Origin of the sequence: Pantoea sp. JZ2, from assembly GCF_035191405.1 — a bacterium.
Lineage (GTDB): Bacteria > Pseudomonadota > Gammaproteobacteria > Enterobacterales > Enterobacteriaceae > Pantoea > Pantoea stewartii.
In genome coordinates this window covers 896,661-920,924 of record NZ_CP045247.1, presented here as the reverse complement: position 1 = coordinate 920,924, position 24,264 = coordinate 896,661, and the positions used below count along the sequence as shown (strand labels likewise).

Annotated in this window: 30 protein-coding genes; 25 read left to right on the top strand and 5 right to left on the bottom strand. The window is 55.0% G+C overall.

The window, feature by feature from the left end:
* Positions 1 to 25 precede the first annotated feature (25 nt).
* From GC087_RS04550 to GC087_RS04540, 3 genes are read right to left on the bottom strand one after another with little or no spacing between them, the layout of a single operon-like run.
* Entirely contained in the window at positions 26 to 538 is a 513-nt protein-coding gene (locus GC087_RS04550; protein ID WP_324029776.1) for a GNAT family N-acetyltransferase, read from the bottom strand.
* A gap of 35 nt (positions 539 to 573) precedes the next feature.
* Complete coding sequence (locus tag GC087_RS04545; protein WP_205959054.1) at positions 574 to 888, bottom strand: DUF1493 family protein; 315 nt, start codon at positions 886 to 888, stop codon at positions 574 to 576.
* Positions 889 to 892: 4 nt separating this feature from the next.
* A complete protein-coding gene (locus GC087_RS04540; RefSeq protein ID WP_058707895.1) occupies positions 893 to 1,336 on the bottom strand; it encodes an STM2901 family protein in 444 nt (147 codons plus the stop codon).
* A 173-nt stretch (positions 1,337 to 1,509) separates the two neighbouring features.
* On the opposite strand from GC087_RS04540, the gene GC087_RS04535 reads away from it, so the two are divergent.
* From GC087_RS04535 to GC087_RS04485, 11 genes are read left to right on the top strand one after another with little or no spacing between them, the layout of a single operon-like run.
* Positions 1,510 to 1,827 (top strand): integrative conjugative element protein, RAQPRD family, encoded by a 318-nt coding sequence (locus tag GC087_RS04535; protein ID WP_058707896.1) that lies wholly within the window; start codon positions 1,510 to 1,512, stop codon positions 1,825 to 1,827.
* Positions 1,824 to 2,063: a TIGR03758 family integrating conjugative element protein gene (locus GC087_RS04530; protein WP_324030579.1), complete on the top strand. Its 240-nt coding sequence runs from the start codon at positions 1,824 to 1,826 to the stop codon at positions 2,061 to 2,063. Before GC087_RS04535 ends, GC087_RS04530 begins: the two co-directional genes overlap by 4 nt.
* Positions 2,064 to 2,075: 12 nt before the next feature.
* Positions 2,076 to 2,435, top strand: a complete 360-nt coding sequence (locus tag GC087_RS04525; protein ID WP_024472250.1) for a TIGR03745 family integrating conjugative element membrane protein — start codon at positions 2,076 to 2,078, stop codon at positions 2,433 to 2,435.
* Between the two features lie 9 nt (positions 2,436 to 2,444).
* The gene (locus tag GC087_RS04520) at positions 2,445 to 2,819 is read left to right on the top strand and encodes a TIGR03750 family conjugal transfer protein (RefSeq protein WP_019105573.1); all 375 of its coding nucleotides are present in this window, start codon (positions 2,445 to 2,447) and stop codon (positions 2,817 to 2,819) included.
* On the top strand, positions 2,816 to 3,475 hold the full coding sequence (locus GC087_RS04515; protein ID WP_064353005.1) for a PFL_4703 family integrating conjugative element protein: 660 nt from the start codon (positions 2,816 to 2,818) through the stop codon (positions 3,473 to 3,475). Before GC087_RS04520 ends, GC087_RS04515 begins: the two co-directional genes overlap by 4 nt.
* Positions 3,475 to 4,362: a TIGR03749 family integrating conjugative element protein gene (locus tag GC087_RS04510; RefSeq protein ID WP_082208539.1), complete on the top strand. Its 888-nt coding sequence runs from the start codon at positions 3,475 to 3,477 to the stop codon at positions 4,360 to 4,362. The genes GC087_RS04515 and GC087_RS04510 overlap by 1 nt, the downstream gene beginning before the upstream one ends.
* Positions 4,359 to 5,882 carry a TIGR03752 family integrating conjugative element protein gene (locus GC087_RS04505; RefSeq protein ID WP_324029772.1) on the top strand — a complete coding sequence of 508 codons (1,524 nt, stop codon included), beginning with the start codon at positions 4,359 to 4,361 and terminating at the stop codon, positions 5,880 to 5,882. The genes GC087_RS04510 and GC087_RS04505 overlap by 4 nt, the downstream gene beginning before the upstream one ends.
* Positions 5,882 to 6,154, top strand: a complete 273-nt coding sequence (locus tag GC087_RS04500) for a DUF7446 family protein (RefSeq protein ID WP_064353008.1) — start codon at positions 5,882 to 5,884, stop codon at positions 6,152 to 6,154. The genes GC087_RS04505 and GC087_RS04500 overlap by 1 nt, the downstream gene beginning before the upstream one ends.
* Complete coding sequence (locus GC087_RS04495) at positions 6,144 to 6,557, top strand: TIGR03751 family conjugal transfer lipoprotein (RefSeq protein WP_064353009.1); 414 nt, start codon at positions 6,144 to 6,146, stop codon at positions 6,555 to 6,557. The genes GC087_RS04500 and GC087_RS04495 overlap by 11 nt, the downstream gene beginning before the upstream one ends.
* Complete coding sequence (locus GC087_RS04490) at positions 6,558 to 9,362, top strand: conjugative transfer ATPase (protein WP_324029770.1); 2,805 nt, start codon at positions 6,558 to 6,560, stop codon at positions 9,360 to 9,362.
* A gap of 11 nt (positions 9,363 to 9,373) precedes the next feature.
* Complete coding sequence (locus GC087_RS04485) at positions 9,374 to 9,778, top strand: hypothetical protein (RefSeq protein WP_064353011.1); 405 nt, start codon at positions 9,374 to 9,376, stop codon at positions 9,776 to 9,778.
* Between the two features lie 95 nt (positions 9,779 to 9,873).
* Here GC087_RS04485 and GC087_RS04480 read toward each other — a convergent pair whose 3' ends face one another.
* On the bottom strand, positions 9,874 to 10,107 hold the full coding sequence (locus GC087_RS04480; RefSeq protein WP_064353012.1) for a PerC family transcriptional regulator: 234 nt from the start codon (positions 10,105 to 10,107) through the stop codon (positions 9,874 to 9,876).
* 128 nt (positions 10,108 to 10,235) lie between these two features.
* Here GC087_RS04480 and GC087_RS04475 point away from each other — a divergent pair, with 128 nt between their 5' ends.
* From GC087_RS04475 to GC087_RS04450, 6 genes are all read left to right on the top strand, one after another.
* Positions 10,236 to 12,671, top strand: coding sequence for an ATP-binding protein (locus GC087_RS04475; protein WP_064353013.1), 2,436 nt, complete (start codon positions 10,236 to 10,238; stop codon positions 12,669 to 12,671).
* A gap of 447 nt (positions 12,672 to 13,118) precedes the next feature.
* Positions 13,119 to 13,526 carry a TIGR03757 family integrating conjugative element protein gene (locus GC087_RS04470; RefSeq protein ID WP_064353014.1) on the top strand — a complete coding sequence of 136 codons (408 nt, stop codon included), beginning with the start codon at positions 13,119 to 13,121 and terminating at the stop codon, positions 13,524 to 13,526.
* A gap of 2 nt (positions 13,527 to 13,528) precedes the next feature.
* Positions 13,529 to 14,491, top strand: a complete 963-nt coding sequence (locus GC087_RS04465; protein WP_416383434.1) for a TIGR03756 family integrating conjugative element protein — start codon at positions 13,529 to 13,531, stop codon at positions 14,489 to 14,491.
* Positions 14,492 to 14,568: 77 nt separating this feature from the next.
* The gene (locus GC087_RS04460) at positions 14,569 to 15,921 is read left to right on the top strand and encodes an integrating conjugative element protein (protein ID WP_166504093.1); all 1,353 of its coding nucleotides are present in this window, start codon (positions 14,569 to 14,571) and stop codon (positions 15,919 to 15,921) included.
* Between the two features lies 1 nt (position 15,922).
* The gene (locus GC087_RS04455; protein ID WP_064353017.1) at positions 15,923 to 16,270 is read left to right on the top strand and encodes a hypothetical protein; all 348 of its coding nucleotides are present in this window, start codon (positions 15,923 to 15,925) and stop codon (positions 16,268 to 16,270) included.
* Between the two features lies 1 nt (position 16,271).
* A complete protein-coding gene (locus GC087_RS04450) occupies positions 16,272 to 17,795 on the top strand; it encodes a conjugal transfer protein TraG N-terminal domain-containing protein (RefSeq protein ID WP_064353018.1) in 1,524 nt (507 codons plus the stop codon).
* 44 nt (positions 17,796 to 17,839) lie between these two features.
* Here GC087_RS04450 and GC087_RS04445 read toward each other — a convergent pair whose 3' ends face one another.
* Positions 17,840 to 18,052, bottom strand: a complete 213-nt coding sequence (locus GC087_RS04445) for a hypothetical protein (protein WP_064353019.1) — start codon at positions 18,050 to 18,052, stop codon at positions 17,840 to 17,842.
* A 235-nt stretch (positions 18,053 to 18,287) separates the two neighbouring features.
* On the opposite strand from GC087_RS04445, the gene GC087_RS04440 reads away from it, so the two are divergent.
* From GC087_RS04440 to GC087_RS04405, 8 genes are all read left to right on the top strand, one after another.
* Positions 18,288 to 19,118, top strand: a complete 831-nt coding sequence (locus GC087_RS04440; RefSeq protein WP_064353020.1) for a hypothetical protein — start codon at positions 18,288 to 18,290, stop codon at positions 19,116 to 19,118.
* Between the two features lie 970 nt (positions 19,119 to 20,088).
* Positions 20,089 to 20,988 carry an integrase domain-containing protein gene (locus GC087_RS04435; protein WP_064353066.1) on the top strand — a complete coding sequence of 300 codons (900 nt, stop codon included), beginning with the start codon at positions 20,089 to 20,091 and terminating at the stop codon, positions 20,986 to 20,988.
* A gap of 21 nt (positions 20,989 to 21,009) precedes the next feature.
* The gene (locus tag GC087_RS04430) at positions 21,010 to 21,426 is read left to right on the top strand and encodes a hypothetical protein (protein ID WP_064353021.1); all 417 of its coding nucleotides are present in this window, start codon (positions 21,010 to 21,012) and stop codon (positions 21,424 to 21,426) included.
* Between the two features lie 337 nt (positions 21,427 to 21,763).
* On the top strand, positions 21,764 to 22,180 hold the full coding sequence (locus GC087_RS04425; protein WP_064353022.1) for a hypothetical protein: 417 nt from the start codon (positions 21,764 to 21,766) through the stop codon (positions 22,178 to 22,180).
* 88 nt (positions 22,181 to 22,268) lie between these two features.
* Positions 22,269 to 22,703, top strand: a complete 435-nt coding sequence (locus GC087_RS04420) for a hypothetical protein (RefSeq protein WP_226376326.1) — start codon at positions 22,269 to 22,271, stop codon at positions 22,701 to 22,703.
* A 116-nt stretch (positions 22,704 to 22,819) separates the two neighbouring features.
* Positions 22,820 to 23,134 (top strand): hypothetical protein, encoded by a 315-nt coding sequence (locus GC087_RS04415; RefSeq protein ID WP_064353023.1) that lies wholly within the window; start codon positions 22,820 to 22,822, stop codon positions 23,132 to 23,134.
* 109 nt (positions 23,135 to 23,243) lie between these two features.
* Positions 23,244 to 23,552 carry a hypothetical protein gene (locus GC087_RS04410; protein WP_064353024.1) on the top strand — a complete coding sequence of 103 codons (309 nt, stop codon included), beginning with the start codon at positions 23,244 to 23,246 and terminating at the stop codon, positions 23,550 to 23,552.
* Positions 23,553 to 23,624: 72 nt separating this feature from the next.
* Positions 23,625 to 24,236 (top strand): hypothetical protein, encoded by a 612-nt coding sequence (locus GC087_RS04405; RefSeq protein ID WP_064353025.1) that lies wholly within the window; start codon positions 23,625 to 23,627, stop codon positions 24,234 to 24,236.
* Positions 24,237 to 24,264: the final 28 nt, after the last annotated feature.

The window sequence follows — 24,264 nt, the reverse complement described above, 5'->3', positions numbered from 1 at the left end:
GCCTTTTTTATGGCTAAAAGAGGATTCAGAGGTTCATGCCCAGAACGTGCACCGTAACATCCTGAGTAGCAGTGTTATAAAAAATATCTTTGATAAACGTCATACCCTGTCTTTCATAAAATCTACGCGCACGGTTATTTTCTTTAAGCACCTCAAGCCACAGAAAGTCACTCCCTCTTTCTTTCGCCATCTCAGCCACTTCACCAAATATGAGTTGACCGTAGTTTTTCCCGGTTGTGCCTTCTGAAAGATAGAGTTTTTTAAGAAGAGTTCCCTTTAAGGGCGTCCCCGGAATGCTGCACCGCCATATGACCTTAACAAATCCGATCGGAGCCGACGTCTCGACTATATACCAGCCTGCGTTAGGGTCAGCGAGGCTGCTTTCGATGACCTGTGGCGAATACTCCTGATAAAGGAACTCGTCCAGTTCCTCGCTGTGGGTCCAGTATTGCTTAAAATGATGGGTGTATGTACTGACACCCAGCTCACTCAGGAGCGAAACATCACACTGTCTTACTTCGCGCAGAATTAATGTCATTCATTTATCCCGGACTATAAATGTCATCGTGTTGTTCAGGGGAAAAGCCAGCGTCCGGCTTCAGCAGACTCAATCAGCATTCTGACGGTCAGAGGCGCAGGTTCATGATGGTCGGTACGCATGAATTTAGGCAGGATTGCATTAGGCAGAAAGCGTATGCCCTCGTTAGGAAAGTATTTCCTGAACTCAAAATGGGTCATGTCGACGCCAAACTTCTCTGCATATTCTTCGATGAAATCAGCGGCCTCTTCAGGGAGTACCATCTGATCCCCTGTACTCAGTGAGACATCATCTGACATTTCCCAGAAGTATTTTTTAAGCAGATTTCTGACCTGAACTGAAGTTTCCATGCGCTTAATCCTTTTCACCCGTTATCAGTCGGTAGCGATGTATGACGTTATTCGTAATGATGTAGATGTCACGGGCAGTAATAACGGCGCCTACCCACGGCACCCAGCGTCCAATGTAGGCGCCCACACTTGTCGTGTAGGCCCATTTGCCCCGCATCATGCTACTGAGCGTCAGCGTTCGGCGGCGTTTAGCAAATCGTTTTTTGATGAGTTTGCGCATTACCATTGAGAGAGGACTGGTGCCGGTCGTGGCCGTTTTCGCATCCAGTTTTCCTGAGACAGGAATAAATGGCAGGCTGGCCAGCATTGAGGCGACGGCCAGAATATCCGTTATGCCGCTGAAGGTTTTAGTGAATTCGTCAAGAATCAGCCACATCAGCAACTCTTCTTTATCCACACTCATGCCGTCAAAGTAATACTTCCCGTCCAACTGTTCGGTCGTGTCCATGTGACATCAGCCCCGTCTGTAAATGCATTGTGTATTTAATCATCGCCCAGCCGGCGCGGTTTCTGCCAGAAACAATCTGCTTTTATTTTCAGAAATCCATAAAGATTTTACTGCTGTCAGGCGGGCGCGGTTGCGTCACTCTCACCCTCATCTGTTATCCGGGAGAGCCTTACATGCGCCGTTTACCCCCTTTCATTGCACTCCTTGCCTGCGTCATGCCGGCAATTGTGTGCCATGCCTCCGAAAAGGACGAGCTCGCGCTGGTGATGCGCCAGCTGGATCAGGTCCAGGCGGGCCTTGACCGCGCCCGCGTGGTGGCGAACCAGAATCAGGATGCCCGCTTTTACTTCGACTATCAGCAGGCAACACGCGACATCGCCACCATGAAACAGGGTATTTCCACCTACCTCGAACCGTCCCGTGCGCAGCCTAACACCGGCTCAGCGTCGGTGAGCGGGCAGTATCGTGCGCAGGAGCCTGCGTGGCGATGAACGGCGCTCAGACCTCCGGCTGGGCGGCAGGCACCGGCGGCGGCCTCACGCCCTCCCAACTGAACATTCTGATCCTGAGTGCGCTCGCCATCGTCATCCTGCTGTTCTCTGCCTGGGCGCTGGTTCAGGCGTACCGGGGCCTCGCGTCTAAAAGGGTGACTTTTCGGCAGTTTACCGAGACGTTCATCCGTCTGGCACTCCTGTGGCTGCTGACCCTGTTTTTCTTTTTTAACTGAAAGGACACCACAATGAAACTCCGTTTTATCAGGTTCTGCCGTGCCGCACGACTACGTGCCACGCTGCTCATTCTTCTGCTTTCTGACGGTCAGGCGCGAGCCGGGCTGCCTTCCGTTCAGCAACCGACAACGGGCGGCGGTGGTGGGATCTGGAACACCTGGATGGGCTACGCAAAAATGGCCGGTTTGGGTTTTGGTCTTCTTGTAACCGTCTCTGCTTTCCTGGCTGTTGCACACGCCGTCATTACTTCGTTTCACGATGTCCGTAAAGGTAAGGGCACCTGGACCGAACTTATTCTTTACAGCGTCGTCGGCATCATCCTCATCCTGGTGGTGATTTTCCTAGCGACACAGGCAGCAGACATTCTCTGAGGAGCAACGATGGCCGTTATCGACTTTCTCCCCGACCGGCTCAATTACCCGCCCGTGGTGTACCGGGGATTTACCGCCGGCGAGTTTCTGCTTGCGGCAGGTACGGGCAGCCTAGTGGGCATTCCACTGGGCGTACCGCTGTGCCTGGTGCCCCACGTCGGCTGGCTGGCGTTCCCGACATGCATGTTGCTGATGCCGATTCTGACTGTGTTTTTCGGCGGGAACTGGATTGCTGCCTACAAGCGCGGCAAGCCTGAGAACTACATCTGGCAGCGGCTGGAACAAATCCGCTGCCGTCTGGGCCTGTCGCGTTCGATGATTCTGGCCAGCCGCGCCTGGGAGCTGCAGCGCACGTCCGCGCGGGCAATGAGGAGGGGTTTATGAGCCGGTTTCGTAACGGTATCACGGCGCGTGATAACCACATCTTTTCCCTGCGGATTTTCTGCGTGCTCTTTTTCGCCGGCATGCTGGTCACATCAGTCGGCTGGATGCGTGCGCCCTCGGACATGACCATCCACATTCCCCCCGACCTGCGCTCAGGCAGCACGCAGAAATGGTGGGTTATTCCGCCCTATACGGTGTACGCCTTTGCGTTCTACATCTTCCAGCAGCTCAACGCCTGGCCGACCAACGGTGAGGTGGACTATTCGGCGAAGATTGCCCAGCTCAGCCCTTACCTGACGCCGTCCTGCCAGGATTTCCTGAACAGGGACTATGAGTTTCGTAAAAACAGTGGCGAACTCAAGGACCGCGTGCGCGTGGTGTATGAAATTCCCCGTCGCGGCTACAGCGACAGCAGCGTCGACATCCTTAGCGACGATCGCTGGGTGGTCCGGCTCGACCTGATAGCTGACGAGTACTACCACGCTGAGAAGGTCAAGCGGGCGCTTGTCCGCTATCCCCTCAAGGTCGTGCGCTGGGAAGGTGATCCGGCGCGCAACCCTTTTGGCATGGCGCTTGACTGTTATGACTCCACGCCGCAGCAGCTCGAAGCCATGCCGCAGCCGGAGCCGGAGAAAAAATCAGGAGTATTCCAGTGATGAAACGTCCTCTGATACTGCTTTGCCTGCTTCTGGTCTCAGGCCTGACGCAGGGGGTTGAGCTCATGAAGTGGGAGCGTATTCCGCTGCAGATACCGCTCACCGTCGGCCAGGAGCGCATCGTGTTTGTGAATAAAAACGTGCGCGTGGGGTTCCCGCCCTCTCTCAACGGTAAAGTGCGTATTCAGAGCACCGGCGGCGCGGTCTACTTCGATGCCAGAGAGGCCTTTCCGGTGACGCGCATTGAGCTGCAGAGCAAGGAAAACGGCGAAGTCATCCTGCTTGACGTCAGCGCCGTGCCCGGCAAGGTGACGCGCGAACCGGTGAAGCTGGTCTATGACGGTGAAGTGGCCACTGCAACGGCCAGTGACAGACAGTCGGTGAGTAGTGATGCAGGCAGCAGCAGTAAAAACACTTCTTCGGCGTCGGGTACTGACACTGCGCCGGCACGCAAAGCACCAAAACTCAGCGCGCCGCTGCCGGTGGTACTGACCCGCTATGCCGCGCAGAGCCTCTACGGGCCGGTCCGGACCGTGGAGCCGGTGCCGGGCATCAGCCCCGTGTCACTGAAGCTGCCATCGTCCATTACGACGCTGATGCCCGGCGAGCCCGTGTCGGTCACGCCGATGGCGGCCTGGAGACTGATGGGCGACAGCGTGGTGGCGCTGCAGGTGCGTAACCGCTCGGCCGATAAGGTTGTCCTCGACCCGCGTGAGCTGCAGGGCCAGTTCGAGACGGCGACTTTTCAGCACCGCTGGCTGGGCCGTGCCGGCACGCCGGAAGACACAACGGTCGTGTACCTGGTCATTCAGGGACGCCCTGAAGGCGCGTTTATCGCTGAACCCGTCACGGTTATGCCCAAAATGGCGCGGAGGGCGAAGAAATGAGCCAGCCCGGCACAAACCTGATAGCGAAAATTGCGGTGCCAGTGGTCGTTACTGTCGCCATCGTCGTGGGCGTCAAATCCTGCTCGGATTCAAAGAACAAAACGACGTCGACGCAAAAAACCACCAATGCAGCGCTGAAAGACCTGACACCTGATGAGCTCAAGGCGCTGGGCGTAGAAGGCGACACGCCGCAGGATACCCTGCGCACGATAGTGGGCAACTTTCGCCGCGTTCAGGACCGCCTCGATACGCTCGCCAATGACAACAAAAAGCTGAACGATGAAAACACGGAGCTGAAAAAGACCAACAGCAACGTGGATGCACAAATCAACGAAGCGGTGGCAAACGCCCGGGCTGACGAGGCTGACAAGCGGGCAAAGCTCAGCGCACAGGTCTCCGACCTCAGTTCGCAGGTCGGTCAGATGCTTGAGCAACTGAAAAACAAAAATGCCGCAACGCCTGACAAAAGCAGCGCACCCGGCAGCGACATTCCGATTGGTCTGGGCTATGACAACGGCACCAGTGGCAGCGTCGCGATGTCAGCCCCTGTCTCAGACGGCCTGCTGTGGGTCGAACCCAAAGACGGTATCCCGGTGGATGCCAGCGGCAAACCCGTGAATGACAGCAATAAAAACAGCGCGACCGGCTTCTCGTTTGCCTCGTCGTTCGGTGAAGCGGGTGATGCCGGTAAGCAGGCCGGCGCAGCGGTTTCCACAGCCGTCAGTCAGGCTGTGCCGGATGCGGTGAAACCCGTCGATCCGGTATTTACGCTGCCGGAGAACTCCACGCTGGTCGGTAGTCGCGCCATGACGGCACTGCTCGGCCGCGTTCCCATAGACGGCAAAGTCACCGATCCATACCCGTTCAAGGTTATGTTAGGCAAAGACAACCTGACGGCCAACGGCATCGAGCTGCCGGACGTTCAGGGCGCCATCGTGTCCGGTACGGCGACCGGTGACTGGACGCTGTCCTGCGTGCGCGGGTCCATTACCAGCATCACGTTTGTGTTCGCGGACGGCACGGTGCGCACGCTGCCGTCGCCGGACAGCCAGAACGGCGGCAGTAATAACCAGAATTCCCAGAACAGCAGCGGAAACGGCAATAACAGTATCGGCTGGCTGTCGGATGACAACGGCATTCCCTGCATCTCCGGCACCCGTAAAAGCAACGCCTCTACCTATCTGCCGACTATCAGCCTGCTGGCCGGCGCGGCCGCTGCCGGCGATGCCCTTTCACAGAACCAGATGACGGGCCAGACTAACGCCATGGGCGGCGTGACGCAGACCCTGACCGGTGATGCGGGACAGGCTGTGCTTGGGAAATCGCTGTCAGGGAGCATGAAAGAAACCGTGGACTGGGTAAAACAGCGTTATGGACAGACGTTTGACGCGATATACGTGCCGCCGGGTCAGACAGTGGCGCTGCACATTACCCGCCAGCTGGCGCTCGACTATGAAGAAAAAGGCCGCAAGGTTAAGTATGACTTCAGCCTGGCAGGCTCAGGTACGGGGATGGACTGATGAACAGCCAAAGTAAAGACAGCTGTGAGCTTGAGTACCGCGTGGGTTATACCCCGCTAAGTGGCCGACTTTATGCCGGCTTCGTCCGGCGAGATACAGGCAAGTGGGAAGCTGAACCGCAGGACGTGACGGACTGGGCCATGCTGGCCGTCGCGCAGAAGCTGGTTCGTGAAAATACTGATGTTCTGCTCAGGCAGGCGGATGGCCGCATCCTGCGCCTGTCAGCAGTCATTTCTGAGATACACACGCTGGAGGCTGATGATGAAGAATAATGCCTTAATTTTGCTCGTTCTGGGCGGAACAGTTGCTCTGATGCTGAGCGGCTGCAGCACCTCCAAAGATGAAATGCTGCCACCGGGTGACAGCACCATGCTGGAGCTCTGGAACAACGGCGCCTCAACAACCCACGCCACCGCTGAAAGCCGCACCACGCTGCGCCGGCCGGTCTCCGACAGTGAGCGTACGATCGGACAACAGACCCGGGACAGCTACAGCCGCACCCAGGAAAATGAAATTCAGCAGACGTTTCCGCGACTGCCCAACCCCGACATGGTGATGTATGTGTTCCCGCATCTGGCCGACGGCAACACGCCGGTGCCGGGCTACAGTACCGTTTTCCCGTTTTACAGCCAGGTGCAGTACGCGCTGCCCGGCGAACGCACGGAGGCGCTGTAAATGGCCTTTCGTCTTTTTCGCCGCAGCCGTGAAGCCCAGACTGAACATCAGTACGGTCATGGGCCGTTCTCGGTTGAGGGCCATGAGCCGATCACCCGTGACGGCCGGCTGACTCACGCCGATGAATCAGGTCTTTATGCCACCGGTCCCTCCATTATCGACCACGTTCCCTGGGGGGAATACCTTCCCGAACACCAGTGCATCCTGCTCGATGACGGCGTTTCTGTGGGTGCAGTTTATGAGATCAATCCGGTCGGCACCGAAGGCCGTCCCGAATCGCGCCTGGAAGAAATCCGTGACGTGGTTGAAAATGCGCTGCAGGACAGCATTCCTGAACTGGACTCACACCAGTGGGTGGTGCAGTTCTTCTGTCAGGACGATTCGGATTTGTCGGCGTATATGGATTCCATCCGGGGCTACGTCAGACCACGGGCACAGGGGACGGCTTTCACCGAGGCCTGGTTGAACGAACAGGAGCGGCATCTGAAGAACGTGGCCGCTGAAAAAGGCCTGTTTGTCGATGAAACCGTGACAGGTGCACCCTGGCGCGGGCAGATCCGTCGCACGCGTATGGTGGTTTACCGCTGGGTGGAAAAGCCTTACCGCGACCCGATGGCGCCGGAAGTTTTACTGAATCAGGTCTGCGACCGTCTGACCTCGGCAATGAGCGGTGCCGGCATTCGTTCCGTGCGCCAGAACGGTGAGCAGATACACAGCTGGCTGCTGCGATGGTTCAACCCGGCCCCCCAGTGGACAGACAAGGCCACGCTTTACCGCTGTGCCCGCCACCGCGATGACGCGCCCGGCGACCTTCCTCTGCTCAATGACTTCAGCGAAAGCCTGTGGTTCACCCGCCCCCGCAGCGATGCGGACAAGGGCATCTGGTGGTTTGATAACGTCGCGCACATAGCGGTGCCGGTCGCCCGTATTCGTACCCGCCCGCAGACAGGACACCTCACCGGTGAGGTAAAGCGCGGTGACAATATCAACGCCATTATGGATCTGCTACCGGAAGGCACCGTGCTGGCCATGACGCTGATTGTGCAGCCTCAGGACAAACTGGAGGCGAATTTTGCCAGCCTGAGCCGCAACTCGATGGGAGAGAACGTCGATTCGCTGCGTGCGCGTGAAGATGCCGCCACTGCCCGTACGTTTCTGGGTAACAAGCACAAGCTTTACCGGGCGGCAATCACCCTGCTCATAAAGGGTCAGGACGAGGACGCCCTGAGCAAACGCTACCTTGACCTCAGCAGTAAGCTGCTGAACTGCGGGCTGGAGCCGGTTAATCCGGAACACGACATCGGTCCGCTCAGCACTTACATGCGGGCGCTGCCGATGTGCTTTAACCCGCAGCTTGACCGCCACAACTGGTACACGCGCCTGATGTTTGTTCAGCACTTTGCCTGCCTGTCACCGGTTTACGGGCGAGACACCGGCACCGGCCATCACGGTCTCACCTTTTTTAACCGGGGCGGCGGTCCGCTGTCTGTCGACCCGCTGAATAAAGCGGATCGCACCCAGAACGCGCACCTGTTGCTGTTTGGCCCGACCGGTGCCGGCAAGTCAGCCACGGCGGTCGACAAGCTTTCTCAGATGGTGGCCATCTATCGATCGCGTATTTTCCTGATTGAGGCGGGGAACAGCTTTGGCCTCTATGGTGACTACTGTGCGTCGCTGGGCCTCAGCGTTCACCGCGTCAGCATCAAGCCCGGCAAGGTCGTGTCGCTGGCACCCTTTGGTGACTCGCACCTGTTACTGGATGTGAAGCCCGAAGCGTTGATCATCAGTGAGGAAGACCTGCCGGATACTGATGCAGACGATGAGGATGATGAAGACGGTGAGCGTGACGTTCTGGGGGAAATGGAGATTGCTGCCCGCCTGATGATTACCGGTGGTGAAGCCTCGGAAGAGTCCAGAATGACGCGTGCTGACCGTGGCATGATCCGCGAAGCCATCATGAATGCCGCCCGCAAGGCTTATGCTGAGTCCCGCCAGATGCTACCCGAGGACCTGATGTTTGCGCTGCAGGACATTGCTCATGACATCAGTCTGGGCACTGACGACCGCGAGAAACGCACGCCGGCCCGCCGCGCACGCGCCGAGGAGATGTCAGAGGCGCTGCGCATGTTCACGGAAGGTTTTGAGGGCGAACTGTTCAACCGCCCGGGCACCCCCTGGCCTGAGGCCGACGTCACGATCGTGGACCTGGGGCAGCTGGCCCGCGAAGGGTACGAAGCGCAAATGGCCGTGGCGGTGATTTCTCTGCTTAACACCATCAATAATATCGCCGAGCGCGATCAGTATCTTGACCGTGACATCATCGTGCCCATTGATGAGGGACATATTGTCACCACCAACCCACTGCTGGGACCCTATGCCACCAAAATCGCCAAAATGTGGCGAAAGCTGGGCACCTGGCTCTGGATTTTCACCCAGAACCTTGCCGACTTCCCTGATACGTCGAAAAAGATGCTGAACATGGCCGAGTGGTGGATATGTCTGGTTATGCCGCCTGAAGAGGTTGAGCAGATTGCCCGCTTCAAGACGCTTAATGATGAGCAAAAAGCAATGCTGCTCTCTGCCACAAAACTGCCGCGCAAATACACTGAGGGGGTCATTCTCTCGCGTAAGGTGCAGGCGCTGTTCAGGGCCGTACCGCCGAGCCTCTACCTGGCGCTGGGCATGACGGAAAAAGAAGAGAAAGCAGAACGCCGGGCCATCATGAATGAATTTAAATGTACGGAACTTGAGGCCGTTTACCATGTTGCACGTCGCCTTGACGAGAGCCGTGGTCTTATTCACTGACAGGGGATTTTATGAAAAAACTGACCATGGCGCCGCCACTGGTTGTCGGGGACAAGGCTTTAATCGCCACTGTTATTTTTACCGTCCCCCCGCAGGGGCAGGCATCGGTGGGTGAGACGGATAACCGTGCCATCGTGAAGCTCCGTGAGGAGATAGGTCAGCGCCTTGAGCATCCCTTGCTGGTATCGGTCTATCCTCATCGCGTCGGGCGCCGCAGCTGCACGGCGGTGCATATGTCCGGTGCCAATGATAAAGCACTGGATATTCTCATTACCGTCACTGGCAACACACTCTGGCCAACCGAGGGGGATTACAGGACCGGCATTCGCTGGAATATCTGTGTGCCGGATGCGACAGATATGCTGTGGGTGCTGAAGGAGATAGACCGCGCGACAGAAGCTGAGATGTGCCATTAAACAGACCCTCCGTTATCGCCCGGCACCGGTGTTTGGTGTCGGGCGGGAACGGAGGCTGCGGGTGCGGGCGGCATAGAGCCCGCGAATACTACGATTCAGTATCCTTCATTGTAGCGCTGCCGCGCCTTATACAATCGTCTCGTCTCGGCACGACGACCGTCAGGCGGTATATCTGCCGCCATGTTAAGGCAATGCTCACGCCGCCTGGCAATCAATTCTCTTTCTGCATCGTCTTTGGAGCCATCCATTACTGCCAGCCAGCGTCGTGCGGCACGGTGCCAGAGGCCGCGTTTTTCAAGTGATTCAGCAATGCTGTCTTCCAGTTTCATTGATTTTTTGCTCGTATTAATCAGCCTGATCGTACCCGCTATTCTTTCAGGCTCCCGTTATGACTTCTTCATTTAACCCTTAATCAGCATCAGAAAAATGGCTCTGAAACCACTACAGGAGCAGTCTGATGCGACACCCTTTCGAACTCGACCCCGAAATCATTCACCACATCATCTACAGCCAGGCCGGCTCAGTGGCCAAAGCCCTTATCGAACTCATAATGAACAGCGTCGATGCCGGCGCGGGTGCGGTCATTCTGGAGATTACCCCGGAGGGCTTCACCTGCCGTGACGACGGTCGCGGTTTTGCCTCACATGACGATGTGAAACGCTATTTTGGCCGCTTCGGTACGCCACACCGTGAAGGCGATGCCACCTACGGCCGTTTTCGCCTCGGCCGTGGCCAGATTATGGCGCATGCCCGGACCGCCTGGCGTTCGCAGCGCTGGCAGATGGACGTCGACACGCGGGTGATGGGCTATGAGTATGAACTGACAGAGTCGGGAGAGATTCAGGAGGGGTGTGCCATCAGTGGTGACTGGTATGAGCCGATGTCCACCCAGGAGCGTATGTCCTGCATGCAGGAGATTCGTGACCAGGTGCGTTACACGCCCGTCTCGGTCAGCCTCAACGGCAACGTGATTACGCGCAAACCGGAGCTCGAAAAATGGGATGCTGAAGACGACGTGGCCTGGTATCGCCTGCGCGAAGACGGCACCGTGTCCATTTCTAACCAGGGCGTGCTTGTCAGGCATGACCCGGGGCATAACTGGGGCGTTGGCGGCCTTATCGTGAGTAAAAAAGCCATTGCGCTCAACGTTTCACGAACGGAGATTCTGCGCAAGAGCTGCATGGTCTGGAAGCAGATAGCAGCAAAATTCAGCGGGCTGGCGCAGGCCTTTTCTGACAACACCGGCAGCCACCGCAAAACAGAGGCCCGGCGTGAAAAAACCGCCCGCGCGCTGCTTGCCGGCGAGGGAGACCTGCAGACGCTGGTTAACGGCGAAGAGGTGATTACGCTGCTCCCGGGCAAACAGCACGTCACCCTGGAGCACTTCCTGCGTAAATGCCGCTACTATCCCTCTGCCGTCGATAAAAACTGTTTTACTTTGGTTGAGTATGCTCGCAACGTCCCGCGCGGGGAGCTCATTGCGCGTGCCGGCATCGCGCCGGTCATTCACCCGGTGACGCTGACGCGCTTTAACTGCGACGGCACGGATGATTTTATGGACTGCATGCGTCGCGTGCGCGACAACCTCATCGCGCACCGCGCACAGCTGCCGTCTTCCGGCCGCTGGGGAATGCCGTTCAGCTCAGAGCTGCAGCTTATTGATTTTGACACGCTCAGCGCGAACTTTGTCGACCGCACGCAGATGGTGAGTGAAAAGACCCTGGATAAGGAAACCCGCAGGGCCTGGACGGCGCTGCGCTACTGCCTGGCCCAGTATGCACGGGTATGCTCGGGCGGCGAACGCCATAGCACCGCCCGGGCTCACGGCGGCGTGCGGTTCCAGATACTGCTGGGCGAGTCGACGTCGGCCGACGCCTGGACGGACGGTGAGACGTACATCGCCTTTGACACTGATATCGTGCGCCAGCTTAAAACTGACGCGCTCAGAACGGCCAGTCGCCTCTTCAGCCTGACAGAGCACGAGGTGGCACACGAAGGTGACAGCATGGACTGCGGCCACGATGAGGGGTTTTATCAGCGGTTTCACGATATCAGCACAGGGTGTGCGGCTGAACGTCAGCATTTTATGCACGTCTGGCTGATGAAATACACGACCAGCCTTGAAGGTGCCGGCAAACGCGCGAAAGGTCAGGCGTGGAGTGAGCGTTACCTGGCTGAGCGTGCCAGTACCGGTCGTGAAAGGAACGGCCTGCCCGGGATTATCAGTGCTGACAGCCTGGCTGATGACGTCGGGGCGGCTGTCGAGCCGGAGGACGGTAACCTTCTTACCTTCCTTAATCAGCAGCTAGGAGTAGCGGGTACGCAGTCACCTGAATCCGGCGACTGGGCTGACGTCGTGGCTGCGGGGATCGAGGAGGCCGGCGTCGCCCGAGAACGCAGGGCTGAGGAGAGAAGAATTTACGAGGAGGAATTGGAAATTTACAAAGCATCGCCCGAATACCAGCAGCTTATAAAAGACCAGACCGAGTATTTTGGTGCCTCTGAGCAGGAAGAGCGAGAGTTCATGGCGTCCAGCCGTCTTCGTTTACTTGAGTCCCTTCCCGGCGCAACCCCTGAAAACCTCACGCAGGAAATTTTAGAATATCTTGTCTACATCACAAATACAGATGAAGAGGAGCTGGATGCCTGGCAGCGAAAAACCTGGGAACAGCCCGGCGGATACAGACCTCTGCCCACAGCAGACGACAGCGCTTCCGTTGTTCAAAAGTCAGAGGCCCGACCAAAAGACAGCATCCCTGAGGCCTGGCAGCCTTACGTTAATGAGGGTGAGACGCGCGCAACGATTGAGCGCAACGCGGCCGCTGCGGGCTTCTTCTGGGAGCTGGATTATCTTGAATGGCGACATTCAAACGAGACTGGCAGTCAGGAATGACAGATAAAAAAAAGGGGGCCTGGAGGGCCCCAGAGAGTTCAATTTTCAGCAGTAGCTTTTTTATTATGATGTTCAAAGGGGACTCGATTTAGTTATCGACGGCATCCGTTCAATCTTCAGCACTTTTCAGAGTCTTTTTTCAATTTGAGCTATACCGGCGTAATGACCATGGAAGCTGCTCAGAAGTTAAAAAAAAGGGGCCAGGAGGCCCCAAACGGAATTAGCTAAGATTTTATTCACGATGCTCACCACCTTCTGGCAGTTCGCTTACTGGTGTATCGGCTGGCTTTTCCGGTCCTTAAGGGCCAGTGTGTAACGGTTTATGAATCAGCGTGCCGCACAGCTGACCGCCGTAAGAATTATGATTTCTGAGTTAAGAGTTAACGGCTGATCCTGCCACGCGAACAACGCACCCTGACTGTACTATCCACTCAGGGAGTGTTGTCCATGAAAATCCCCCTCTGCTGCCTTACCACTCTGTTTATCACCGCAGGTGCCCACGCCGGCACCGTGATTTATACCGACCATGCGCACCCCGTTACCGGTGAGCTGAGCCCCGACGTGACCGTCACTGAGCTGGACGCGCCCGACCGTCTCCAGGCCCAGCTATTCGGTCCGCTCTCCGCTAACCCGGCGCAGGCAGAGCAGCAGGCCCGGGCGGTCATCGCCTCCCCGGCGTTCCGTCAGAATCAGCAGGCCTTAGCAGCGAGCTATGCCGGCGTCGCACACGCCTGGTCACTCGGGCTGGAAAAGTACCCTGCCGTGGTGTTCGACGATAAATGGGTGGTGTACGGCACCACCGACGTCGCCGGAGCCCGGGCGAAACTCAATGCCTGGCGGGAGAAACAGCCGTGAACATGCGCCTGTCCCGTCCGCGCCGGCTGATGCTGGCCACGCTGTTTACCTGCACCGGCACGCTTGCCAGCGTGAACACCGCGAGCCTGCTCTCCGGCGCCATGAGCCCGGACTGTATCAGCTGGCGCATCAGCGGCATCTGTTACTGGCTGCTCTGCACACCTTTCGGCTGCACGGTGAAAACCTCGGTCAAAGTCACCCACTACACTCCGGAAGCCGTGGTCTCTGCCTACCTTAACCCGGGCGACAACCCCTGGACCGAAATGTCCGCCGTGAGCGCCACGGCCGGTGGCGCTGAAAGCCTCGTGTCGGGCGGTCTTGCCGGCGTATCTGCTGGCGGTGGCCGTCAGGAGATGAAGGCCCCGGGCATGCGCAAACAGAACCTGCATTTCTACTACGGCGATGCGTATGGCCATCCGGCGACGTCGCTCATCGGTGGGATGGTGCCGGGCTATTCCTGCCGCTCAGCGGCCACGCCGTTCGTGCCGTATTTCGTCAGCGCCATGGACGCGCTGGCCTGGCGAACGGGCGTGCCGGAGTCGCTCTATCCGGAAGCGCTCATCCCCGGAAAACGTGAAATCGGGAATACGTTTGCCGGCGAGATGTGGGGCAACGTTTATCCCCGCAGCGGCTTCGTCACGCAGACCGACAGCTACAAATCGGCGGCCGTCGTGGTCCAGCGCGTCGCCGACATCATCACCCGCGAGGGACAGCTGCACGTCTACACCCAACTTGTTGGCCAGCGGTCTCCGGGCTACTGGCCACCTGACCCCGTTACCGAAAACACTGGTACAAAAAATCACAAGTGGCAGCGGCTTTCGCCGCAGCTGTCGCAGAGCTGCGCGGTCTTTCCGGACACGGGTGGCCAGACGGCGGAAAGCGGCGATTACGCCTGGGCGCTCTGGCAGCCTTACAGCTGCTGTAAGCGACGTGGCCAGACCTTCCTGTACAGCACCGATTTTTAATAAGGACACACTGCATGAAGAATTTCAGCGTTAAAAAACTGCGCGTGGCCACGGGCGCGCTATTCCTTTTCCTGGTGATGCCGGCACTGGCCATCGATACCACGCTTTCCTCTCAGGGTGCCGGCGTCAGCGGCGCCATCAACGACGGCCTGTTCTACTCCATAGGTGGCGGCTCGGTCATTTCGCCGCCCTCAACGCGCAGCAATATGTCGCGCCTCGGCCTGGACGGCGGCTGGAGCAGCGATTTGATGTGCGGCAACTTCGACCTGAAAACCACCGTCGGTAACCAGCTCAACGGTATCACCAGCGGATTCAGGGACCTCATGGGCAACGTCATTCAGGGCGCGACCGGCGCGGTGATGAGTATGCCGGCGATGGCCATTCAGCGTGCCAATCCGGGTCTGTATGAAATGCTCACCAACGGCGTGCTGCAGGCAGGTCTGAACTTTGACAAGGCACAGATGAACTGTCAGAACATGTCGAAAAAGCTGGCCGACTACACCCTGGGCAGCAAGTGGCAGCAGGCGGCGGTGTCTGAAGAGTATAAAGACATCGTGGCATCGAGCGGCGGTGATGCGGTTTCGAGCGACCAGAAACTGCAGAAGGCCACCGGTGAAGAAGGCGTGACCTGGGTCGGTGGCCAGAAACGCGGCGGTAAGGGGCAGCCGGCGATTCAGCCCACGCGCGACCTGGCAAAAGCCGGCTACAACATGATGAACAGCCTGCCGGTGACCAGCAACAGCAGCGTGGGGTCAGCCAGCTGTAACGGTACGGTCTGCCAGCGCTACAAATCCTCCGATGAAGCCGCTGCGGCCGTAGTGAAGGTGCTCGGCGACCGCTCTATCCGCACCTGCCGTGAAACCAGCGAATGTACCAGCGGCGGCGCGGATAACCAGCCGGGCAGCACCGTTGCCGGCACCGGCTTCTCGCCGGTACTTGAAGACGCCACCAAAACCAACCTGGAGCAGCTCAGCAAGCTGGTTAACGGTCAGCTGCAGCCCACGGCCGATAATCTGGCCGCGCTCAAAACCGGCAGCCTCGTCGTCACGCGCGGCGTGATTCAGGCGCTGCGTGATGACCCGGACAGGGCCGCACTGGTGCAGCGACTGGCGGGTGAGCTGGCCATGGCTGACACGGTTGAGGCGGCACTCACCATGCGACGCATGCTGACGACCGGTGAGTCTGAGCCGAACGCGGCCGAACAGCCTGAGGCCATCGCCGAGGGTGACCGTCGCGTGGATGCGCTCGACCGCGAGCTGAACGCGCTGCGTAACGAGATGGAGCTGCGCAGGTCCATCAGCAGCAACAGCCTGCTCACCACGCTTGAACGTCAGGGCGAACGCAATCAGGACAACCAGCTGCAGCAGAAAGCCGGCAATCAGGACCAGGGTTTCAGCCAGATGAGCCAGCCTCAGCCGGGAGGCAACTGACATGAAGCGCAGATTCCTGAGCGGCCTCACCGGCCGCATTCTTCTGATATTCCTAATCATGTTTCTGGCCATGGGCGCGATTTTTGGTCTGGCGTCGGTGTTCATGGCGTATGACCCCGATGGCCACCTTCTTCAGAAGTGGCTCTACGACAGCCGGTGGGCCATGTTTGCCTGGCGACTGTGCATGTATGGCTTCATCGGCTGCGTCTGGATTATGAAGGTGCGACCGCGCCTGCTGAAGCGCTGGCCGGAAGACGCAGCAACAGTAAAAAGTACAGAAATCTATGCCGTGCTTTTCGTTCTGGCCACGGAGTACGTAGCCTGGTCAAACGCGGTTCGGGGAGGCTGACATGACGGCGAACAGTTACCTGGAATACTTCCTCATCCTGTTTGGCTGGGTACTCAATAACTCGATGTGGGGCATCCTCAGCAGCACCGGCCTGTTCGCGCTGCCGCTGGTTTTCAAGGTGCTCGGCGTGTGGCTGAAGGTGCGTGAGGAAGGGGCCGACGAGGGTAATAAAGGTGTACTCGCGCTGCCCCGCATCGAGCACACGATTTACCTTTCCTTTCTGGTCATGCTGCTCTGCTGCGTTCCGCTGGTGCCGGTGGATATCAGCACCATCAAGTTTGACGACGCGCGGGCGAAACAGTGCGGCTTCAGCGTACCCACGCCGCAGAACTCCGGCTATAAAGGGCTTGTAAATGACTTCGACGGCCGCACGGCTGAGGTGCCGGTGTGGTGGTATCTGCTGCATATGATGTCGAAGGGCACCACGCAGGCGATGATAGCGTCCATTCCCTGCGGCACGCAGCTGCGTCAGCTGCGCTTTGACGTGCAGAACACAAAACTGCGCGACCCGGTGGTGCTGCAGGAGGTCCAGGACTTCGCAAACCAGTGCTACTCCCGTGCCTATTTTAAGTTAAAAAACAGCAACAGCCAGCTGAGCGACGCCACCATCAACTCAGTCGGCTGGATTGGCAGTGACTATTTCCTTAACACCTCAGGTTATTACGACTATTACACGGCCATGACGCCACGAAGCCAGTGGCCCTACAACAGCAGTCGTGACAGTGGCTATCCGGATACAGGCCAGGGAGGGTATCCGACGTGCAAAACCTGGTGGTCTGACGGCAGCAACGGACTGCGTAAGCGTGTACTGGCCAGCTTCAGCGAATCTACCCGAAAAGAGCTTCAGCGCCAGTTTCCAGGCACACAGTGGGAAGAGCCGGCGCTGCGCTGGCTGGTCAGCCCCAGCAACGCAGAAATTTCAGGGAGCGGCGTCACCTACATGTCCGGCAGTGCGGACACAACGAGTGGTATCGGAGGGAGCCTGTCACGGTTTACGTCCACGGTCGGGCTGGGCATGAAGCAGGTTGAGGCGTTGCCGGGCTTTGATGCGCTCAAGCAGGCGCTGCCGATGATACAGGCGCTGCTTCAGATGATGATCATTATTGTCATCCCCGTGCTGATGATGTTCAGTGCCTACGAGCCAAAGACAGTAGTAACGATTTCGTTTGCGCTGTTTGCGCTGCAGTTCATCACGTTCTGGTGGGCACTGGCGGGCTGGCTGGATGACAGACTTATCACCATTCTCTACTCAAACCTTGCGGCAGGCGGCATGGCATCAGGGCAGCCTATTGCAGACTTCCTCAGCTCACCGCGTGACGGATGGATCATGAACCTGGTCCTGGGGATGATGTATGTGGTGTTTCCGGCGTTCTGGGTAGGAATGCTGGGATGGGCAGGAGCAAAAATTGGGTCGATGGCCAGTCATTTATCAGACGGAGCTAAAATGTCTATGGATGCAGGTGCCGAAGCAGGGAAAAAGGCTCAAGGTATAGCCACTCAAGGTGTCAAAGGGGTAATAAAGTAGCAAAATCAAATAAATAAAAGCGGCGGTATCATTTCGCCGCTTTATTAAAAACCGTCTTTCTCTTTAAAAAAACCCTCTTTTTCCCAACTGTATTTCAAAGATGACTTATATTCATCACTTGGTTTAGATGCAGCTTTGGTTATGGAAGAAACTAAGGTAGTGGCAGAAAAAGCTGCTCTAACAGAATCTCGCAAATCCTCACCAAAGCTCCGACCATTCTCGTATTTATCAAGCTCATCATTCCAGTCGCTGGCCATGAAGTCTGCCTCCGATACTATGATAAACGCCCGACCCCAGATTACTTTAAAGACAGCTAAGTTGGCAAATTTTTGTACAGTATCTGGGGTGTACGTTTACAGGGTTAAGTTGGCAAACAGTAGTCGCTGAGTGCGGCAGCAGTTTTGCAATTAATTACAAAATTCAGCTTTTACCAGGCAAACAGAACAGGATACATAACAGTAAATTCATCTTGTAACTCGCTCAGGAGTAAAAATGAAATCATTCAAAACCTTTGAAATGGATGAGAGTTTTATTAAATCTAAACACTGCATGAAAAACGATATTCTTGCTGCTTGCATTGGGTATAGAAGTAAATATGAGGAATATGAATACATCAGGGGATTTAGCGAAGAGAAAGGCAATGGTTACGCCATTTTATTATGGTTTTATTCAAAGCTATTTAGTGATCTAAAATTACCTATTAATAATGACAGAAATTATTTGAGATACAAAGAGGATGTTGATAAAACGATAGAGTCGCTTAATGAACTGCAATTGAACGAGGTTGTGAGCGAGTTGACGGAAATCTACAATGGCACTCAGAAAGCACTAAAGGATGCTGGCGTAAGTTATATAAATTTGAGACGTGAAATTGCGCCTGGGAAGATACGCTCAATGGGAGGAAGTTCAGCTAAAATATCACCCTTTGGGATTTTCGAAATGGATTACAGTGGTATGCTCATGCTTTACAAAGCTTCTGCTGAAGTTATAGGTAGAAAAACAATACCCGTATATATGGATGTGATTAACTCTTTTACAGACACAAATGACAAGGGCGGGTATGGCTCTATTTCATTAGAGTTAAGCATCCCGGCAGAAGACGTTCTGTATTCGCATCTTAATTTTCACACCGATGAGACAGAAGGAGAAGAGTGGGTGATACTTAACCGTTCTCCCACAGGCATGGTTGAATTACAAGTTTCCAGTATTGTTATTATTGATAAGGAGGTTGAAAGCTTTTACAAAAATTGTTATAGCAATATTGACATTGATTCGGCATACCAGATTTTATCTCAGGCATATTTAAAAACATGGGGGTGCTAGTTATTTAAATTCCTGATAATAAGCACTGAGTAAATCTGAGCATAATCCTTTTCCCTAGGGCTATTCGAAGCCCCCTGCTTAACTAAACATAACTCCTTATGTCGCTATGATATTTAGCTTGTAAATGGATCTCATAACGATCTAACATTCCTGCTGCTGTACCGTTGCTTTTGCAACACGCCAATGTCCCGGCAATCTGAGAGGGACGCCTTCGGGTGATTGCGCTGCCAAAACCGTCATGACCTGAGAGACGGAGCCTTCGGGCGGTAACTTCGTTTAACCTTTGAGAACGAAGATCGCTATGCGATTAAGGTCCTTTCTTTTACAAAGCCATTTCTGGCATTTTCTGATTACGGTTTCGGCCGTATTGCTTTCACTTTTCTTTACGCACTGACGCTGAAGGGCTGCTGCGAACTTTGCAACGCGGGTATGACCATTTGGAACATTTGGGCATCTTCCACGTTTGCATTGAAAGCAGAGGAGCGCGGCGTCACTTGTGTACGAGTGAAACGAGTACCAAGTGACGCGCGCGAAAACACGTCCTGAACGCGCATTTTACGTACCTTTTCTTCCTTCACTACAACGTGAAACGAAGTGAGAAGACGAACACAATTTTATCAACCCAGTGAAAAACGCAAAACGAATCCGTTTATCACATTGTTATTAAAGGAATAGCTATGTAATGAGATACCGAATCGGCGACATCATCGGAGGATGATGTCGGGGGCGACCTGGAAACAGGTACAGCGAAAGCTGCGGTCAGTGTAGAACACTGATTTGACACCTCTCAAAACCTCAACACTTTGCACTTCCCTGGTGCTCAGGTACTCATTACGACGCAGGATGCGCGAACTCAAACCGTGTCGCCAGGGTAATGCGGGTGTCGTTTTCTGCCGTTTTCACGGAACGGCAGAAAACGACATCTGCCTGTAATGCTGTTTTACGTGGCAAAACTGTTAAGGAGGTACAGATGTCCAGACGTGAAAAACTGTTAAAGCAGGAACTTGTCGCTGAAATCCGTAAAAGCGGGGGGAGCTTTAAAAAGCAGGATGACTATTCCAGAATTATGCACCGGTTTGCTGAGCGTCTCGCCGCGCTCAATATTCAGATAAACTCGGTATCACAACTCAAAGTCCGGCACATTGAGTTGTATATGAACAGCCGGGCATCTGATGATGTTTCCCGGCGAACCCGTCAGAATGAAATGTCGGCAATACGGGTAATGCTCCGTAATGCCGGTAAACACAAACTGGCTGACCCTTCACATGAACGACTGAATAATAAAAGTCTGGGTATTTCAGACACGAGTCGCATGGGCACAAAAAAATCTGTTTCTGACGAGCGCTACATCGAGATTCTTCAGAACATTGAGAAAAAAAATGAAGGCGTTGCCGTGGCGGTATGTCTGTCACGTTATATCGGACTGAGAAATGAAGAAGCTATTCAGTCAGCAAAATCGTTAAATACCTGGCAGAAGGCATTACAGCGGGGCGATAAAACCCTGAAGGTTATTTTCGGAACCAAAGGGGGACGTGCAAGGCTGACCACAATCGTCGACAGGGATAAAGTTCTGGATGCCGTTAACCGTGCTATTAAACACGCAGAAAACAATAACGGTAAGATTATTGATAAGCCCGATTTAAAATCCGCGATGGACTATTACAGAAATACGCTCCGGACCGAAATGACCGGGGGGCATGAGACACCACACAGCTTACGTTACAGTTACGCGGAAGATGCTTTCAGATATCACCTTACCAGAGGTTTTTCGAAAGACGAATCACTTGCACTGACCTCGATGGACCTCGGACATGGTGACGGACGAGGAACCTATATCAGAAATGTTTACTGCCAGTCCCTGATGGACTGATGATTAATCATGAGGTGTACTGTGAATAATTTACCCGTTATAACTTTCAGCATCTTATCTGTTGAGTATATTCACGAAATTAGCTTATCTGAAATACCACCCTCAGAAATCAGGATTACGTTTAGTTGTCTTTCACCGGTTAATGAAGCGGATACGTTTGCGACAGTTAACCGTTATTATGATGACGGTATCGACTTCAGTTGCGCGACTGCCATTTCAGAAACAGGCTATATATTTACGGGTTCATTAAAGATGTGTAGCCGCGACAACATGGAAAACATTGCGGCGGGTGAGTTTATCATTCCTCTTTCAGCGGTTTTAGCCACGTTGCTTAAAAACGGAACCTACATGCAGCAGTGTGATCCCGATGCCATTATGGCAGACGCCTGGTTTGGGGATCGGTGCGATACGGTGAAAGCGTCCTGGTTATCTTCATAAAATTCACTCCGGCGTTATTGATTTGGACAGTGCGCTGGAGTACATTTTCCATGCTAACCGTTGTCATCTCGACAACTGCCAATGTTCCGGTGATTTGAGAGGAACGCCTTCGGGTAATCACACGCCAATGTCATCATTACCTGAGAGATGACGCTTTCGGGCGGTAATAAATCTGTTTAACCTTTGAAAACAGAGACCCCTGCGGTTAAGGTCCTTTTCTACTTCGCATCACCCCCCATACACCTGTTTTACTCATCTGGCATTCTGTGCCTGATTTTCACTCCTGAGGGATACTTTCCCTCCGGGACGGTTCCCTTTTCATTAAGGGATCGTACCCATGCATTACACCAGAATGATCAACCCTCTCACGTTACTGAACTGTGATTCGCCGGCTTCTGCAAAAATCTTGGTGGATTACGTAAAAACTCAGCTTAACGCTCGTCTGGATTACAGACTCATGGTCGACGCAGACCCACAGGTTCCTGCTGACGGCCTTCCTGACTACCTGACTTTCTTGAGGCATGTCGCCTATACCGTTGGTTTTGCGACTGAGAATGGCTACATCAGGCATGCCTTCATTGCAGAGGCAGTGAACGAGCTCACTCTGCTGGGGATGGAAATTAACCGTCTTCACTGGAACGCGGCTTTTCATGAGGGCGCTGCCCGGTCTCGCGAGGACAAAGCGCTGGACAACGCTACAGAGCAATTACGTGAAATGTTTTATCAGAGCGCTGATGCTTCTGACATTGTCTGAAAGCCTTATTAACTGATTAGTTTCTCACCCTGACGGGACTTCTGTCCCCGTCCGGGGCAGGGTTCCTCAATTCTTTAAGGAATCCTTTATGAACGCATTAACGTTAGCACATGATTTTGCCCGTGATTTTACCATCGATTATGCAGCTGAAGCTTATGCAGAAGACGCAGAAGAAGTGTTTACAGTTGATTTTAACACCCACGCTGCGGAACTGACCGCTCATAAAGTTGCACTGGCCAAAGCTGAAGGAGACCTGCTGATTATTGCAGCGCATCGTCGTCTTGGTCTTAACACCGATACCGATGAAGACGGTTTTCAATACTATGTCTGGGAAATGGCTCAAGTCGCACGGGACCTTGCCGAGCTGTCTGTACGCAAACTCGTGCCGGCATCCTGGCAGTCTTTCTTTGAAAGCCTGTGCCAGATGGCCAGAGACATTGATGAAGCCGCCTGGACGTTTTTTTTCGGCTGTGCCGTGTGGGACGAAGAGGCTTTGCTTGAAGAAGACAGCTGGTATGACTGAGGAGGATATCTCAAAGCAACCAGCAACCTGTCAGCATCACAGCTGTCTGTTTTACCCTTGCGGGGACTTATCTCCCTGCGGAGACAAATCCTCCTTTAATTAAAGAGGATTTGTCGATGAACACTCAGGCTTCTGAAATATCACTGCTGGTTAAGCACAACAGCGAAGAGTGGCACCGTATGTGGAACAGGCTTGCGGAGCACCCCTTTAACCGTTCTCTCACCGCCCCCGGGCAGACTTATCATGGTGGCGAAGACTGGGAGTACGTTGAAACACTGGAGCCACCATCCAGCGGAGCTGAAAGATGTTATCTCCATCAGTTCAGACACCGTTGTCACCCTGTGGCAGGGAATGTGAGTGTTAACATTTCTGCCAGCCGGCGCTTTACCCCGCAGGATTCGGGTAACGCTTACTACCACGATTTTGGTTAGTGATTAACCGCCGGCCTGCGTCAGTTTCTGACAAAGGCTTTAACCCGCGCGGGGACAACCTCCCCGCCACAGCGGCGATGGTTTCTCCGCGCTTTATCAGGAGAAAACCATGAGCAGTATAATGCTTTCACTCGTCACCCGCCTTTCAGGCGCACTCAACCGGCTTGCCGGCAACCTGCAGCAACAGCAGGCAGAGTGGTTTACTAACCGCAGCGGCCGCTGCAGCTTTAAGGCCGACGTCGTGCTGACAGAGAACGGGTTTACGCCCGTCATCTCCCGTCGCACCGGCTTTACCCAGCGTGACTGGCGTGTTGACCAGTTGCCGGGGGCCGGTACGTACGCAACAGCCCGCAAGGCTCTCAGGGCCGGTCGGCTGATGGCGCAGCAGATGGCGGAACTTCGCTATCGCTTTGACTGATATTAACTGAATGACACTTCCCGGAGGGACCTTCCCTCCCGGGGAGGTCACCTCCTTTTTTAAGGAGCCACCATGATACGTTTCACTTCCATACAGCTTCGTCCGGTTCTGTCTCTCAGGCGGGGCATGAGAGGTCCCGTGATTCTCGAAAAAAACAACGGTATCTTTCTCCGCCGCAGTGATCTCAGACCGCTGGTAAAGGAGCCACTGGCCTGGGCAGAAGGATGCAATCCGTTGTCAGATGACGGATGGCGTAAGCTGTCAGACTGCCTGATAACCGAAAAATACTTCTTTCATCAGTTTGATCTGAGCCAGGACGCCTGCGACGCAGTCCTGAATGAGCACCAGGACCTGCTTGTGTCTTTCATTTGCCAGACTCCGGGTGACGTCAGGGTTTTTGCCGAAACAGTTGAGCCTGAGAAGGTTTATCTTCCTGTCGGCATTTACCGTAGCAGGATCTCCTGGCTTTATGACCATGCATTACATCACTACCAGTCTTGCGGCGGTAAGGCTGATCATCTCAGCTGGCGTTCACAGGCCCTGAGCGTGCTCGACAGGGTTGTCCGGCTTGATTCAAGGCGGGCTAAACCCTCCGATTATGAAATGTTAAACACTGCTGTGCAGGAGCTTCGTAAGCGTATCAGTCAGATCGCACCAGACGGCTCGATACATTTTTACTCATAAAGAAAGTTTTCCCACTCACCGGTGGCGC

What these genes read in the sequence shown, in the direction of transcription:
- GC087_RS04550 (WP_324029776.1), bottom strand. Translation starts at nt 538, where the DNA reads ATGACATTAATTCTGCGCGAAGTAAGACAGTGTGATGTTTCGCTCCTG.
- GC087_RS04545 (WP_205959054.1), bottom strand. Translation starts at nt 888, where the DNA reads ATGGAAACTTCAGTTCAGGTCAGAAATCTGCTTAAAAAATACTTCTGG.
- GC087_RS04540 (WP_058707895.1), bottom strand. Translation starts at nt 1,336, where the DNA reads ATGGACACGACCGAACAGTTGGACGGGAAGTATTACTTTGACGGCATG.
- GC087_RS04535 (WP_058707896.1), top strand. Translation starts at nt 1,510, where the DNA reads ATGCGCCGTTTACCCCCTTTCATTGCACTCCTTGCCTGCGTCATGCCG.
- GC087_RS04530 (WP_324030579.1), top strand. Translation starts at nt 1,824, where the DNA reads ATGAACGGCGCTCAGACCTCCGGCTGGGCGGCAGGCACCGGCGGCGGC.
- GC087_RS04525 (WP_024472250.1), top strand. Translation starts at nt 2,076, where the DNA reads ATGAAACTCCGTTTTATCAGGTTCTGCCGTGCCGCACGACTACGTGCC.
- GC087_RS04520 (WP_019105573.1), top strand. Translation starts at nt 2,445, where the DNA reads ATGGCCGTTATCGACTTTCTCCCCGACCGGCTCAATTACCCGCCCGTG.
- GC087_RS04515 (WP_064353005.1), top strand. Translation starts at nt 2,816, where the DNA reads ATGAGCCGGTTTCGTAACGGTATCACGGCGCGTGATAACCACATCTTT.
- GC087_RS04510 (WP_082208539.1), top strand. Translation starts at nt 3,475, where the DNA reads ATGAAACGTCCTCTGATACTGCTTTGCCTGCTTCTGGTCTCAGGCCTG.
- GC087_RS04505 (WP_324029772.1), top strand. Translation starts at nt 4,359, where the DNA reads ATGAGCCAGCCCGGCACAAACCTGATAGCGAAAATTGCGGTGCCAGTG.
- GC087_RS04500 (WP_064353008.1), top strand. Translation starts at nt 5,882, where the DNA reads ATGAACAGCCAAAGTAAAGACAGCTGTGAGCTTGAGTACCGCGTGGGT.
- GC087_RS04495 (WP_064353009.1), top strand. Translation starts at nt 6,144, where the DNA reads ATGAAGAATAATGCCTTAATTTTGCTCGTTCTGGGCGGAACAGTTGCT.
- GC087_RS04490 (WP_324029770.1), top strand. Translation starts at nt 6,558, where the DNA reads ATGGCCTTTCGTCTTTTTCGCCGCAGCCGTGAAGCCCAGACTGAACAT.
- GC087_RS04485 (WP_064353011.1), top strand. Translation starts at nt 9,374, where the DNA reads ATGAAAAAACTGACCATGGCGCCGCCACTGGTTGTCGGGGACAAGGCT.
- GC087_RS04480 (WP_064353012.1), bottom strand. Translation starts at nt 10,107, where the DNA reads ATGAAACTGGAAGACAGCATTGCTGAATCACTTGAAAAACGCGGCCTC.
- GC087_RS04475 (WP_064353013.1), top strand. Translation starts at nt 10,236, where the DNA reads ATGCGACACCCTTTCGAACTCGACCCCGAAATCATTCACCACATCATC.
- GC087_RS04470 (WP_064353014.1), top strand. Translation starts at nt 13,119, where the DNA reads ATGAAAATCCCCCTCTGCTGCCTTACCACTCTGTTTATCACCGCAGGT.
- GC087_RS04465 (WP_416383434.1), top strand. Translation starts at nt 13,529, where the DNA reads ATGCGCCTGTCCCGTCCGCGCCGGCTGATGCTGGCCACGCTGTTTACC.
- GC087_RS04460 (WP_166504093.1), top strand. Translation starts at nt 14,569, where the DNA reads ATGCCGGCACTGGCCATCGATACCACGCTTTCCTCTCAGGGTGCCGGC.
- GC087_RS04455 (WP_064353017.1), top strand. Translation starts at nt 15,923, where the DNA reads ATGAAGCGCAGATTCCTGAGCGGCCTCACCGGCCGCATTCTTCTGATA.
- GC087_RS04450 (WP_064353018.1), top strand. Translation starts at nt 16,272, where the DNA reads ATGACGGCGAACAGTTACCTGGAATACTTCCTCATCCTGTTTGGCTGG.
- GC087_RS04445 (WP_064353019.1), bottom strand. Translation starts at nt 18,052, where the DNA reads ATGGCCAGCGACTGGAATGATGAGCTTGATAAATACGAGAATGGTCGG.
- GC087_RS04440 (WP_064353020.1), top strand. Translation starts at nt 18,288, where the DNA reads ATGAAATCATTCAAAACCTTTGAAATGGATGAGAGTTTTATTAAATCT.
- GC087_RS04435 (WP_064353066.1), top strand. Translation starts at nt 20,089, where the DNA reads ATGTCCAGACGTGAAAAACTGTTAAAGCAGGAACTTGTCGCTGAAATC.
- GC087_RS04425 (WP_064353022.1), top strand. Translation starts at nt 21,764, where the DNA reads ATGCATTACACCAGAATGATCAACCCTCTCACGTTACTGAACTGTGAT.
- GC087_RS04420 (WP_226376326.1), top strand. Translation starts at nt 22,269, where the DNA reads ATGAACGCATTAACGTTAGCACATGATTTTGCCCGTGATTTTACCATC.
- GC087_RS04415 (WP_064353023.1), top strand. Translation starts at nt 22,820, where the DNA reads ATGAACACTCAGGCTTCTGAAATATCACTGCTGGTTAAGCACAACAGC.
- GC087_RS04410 (WP_064353024.1), top strand. Translation starts at nt 23,244, where the DNA reads ATGAGCAGTATAATGCTTTCACTCGTCACCCGCCTTTCAGGCGCACTC.
- GC087_RS04405 (WP_064353025.1), top strand. Translation starts at nt 23,625, where the DNA reads ATGATACGTTTCACTTCCATACAGCTTCGTCCGGTTCTGTCTCTCAGG.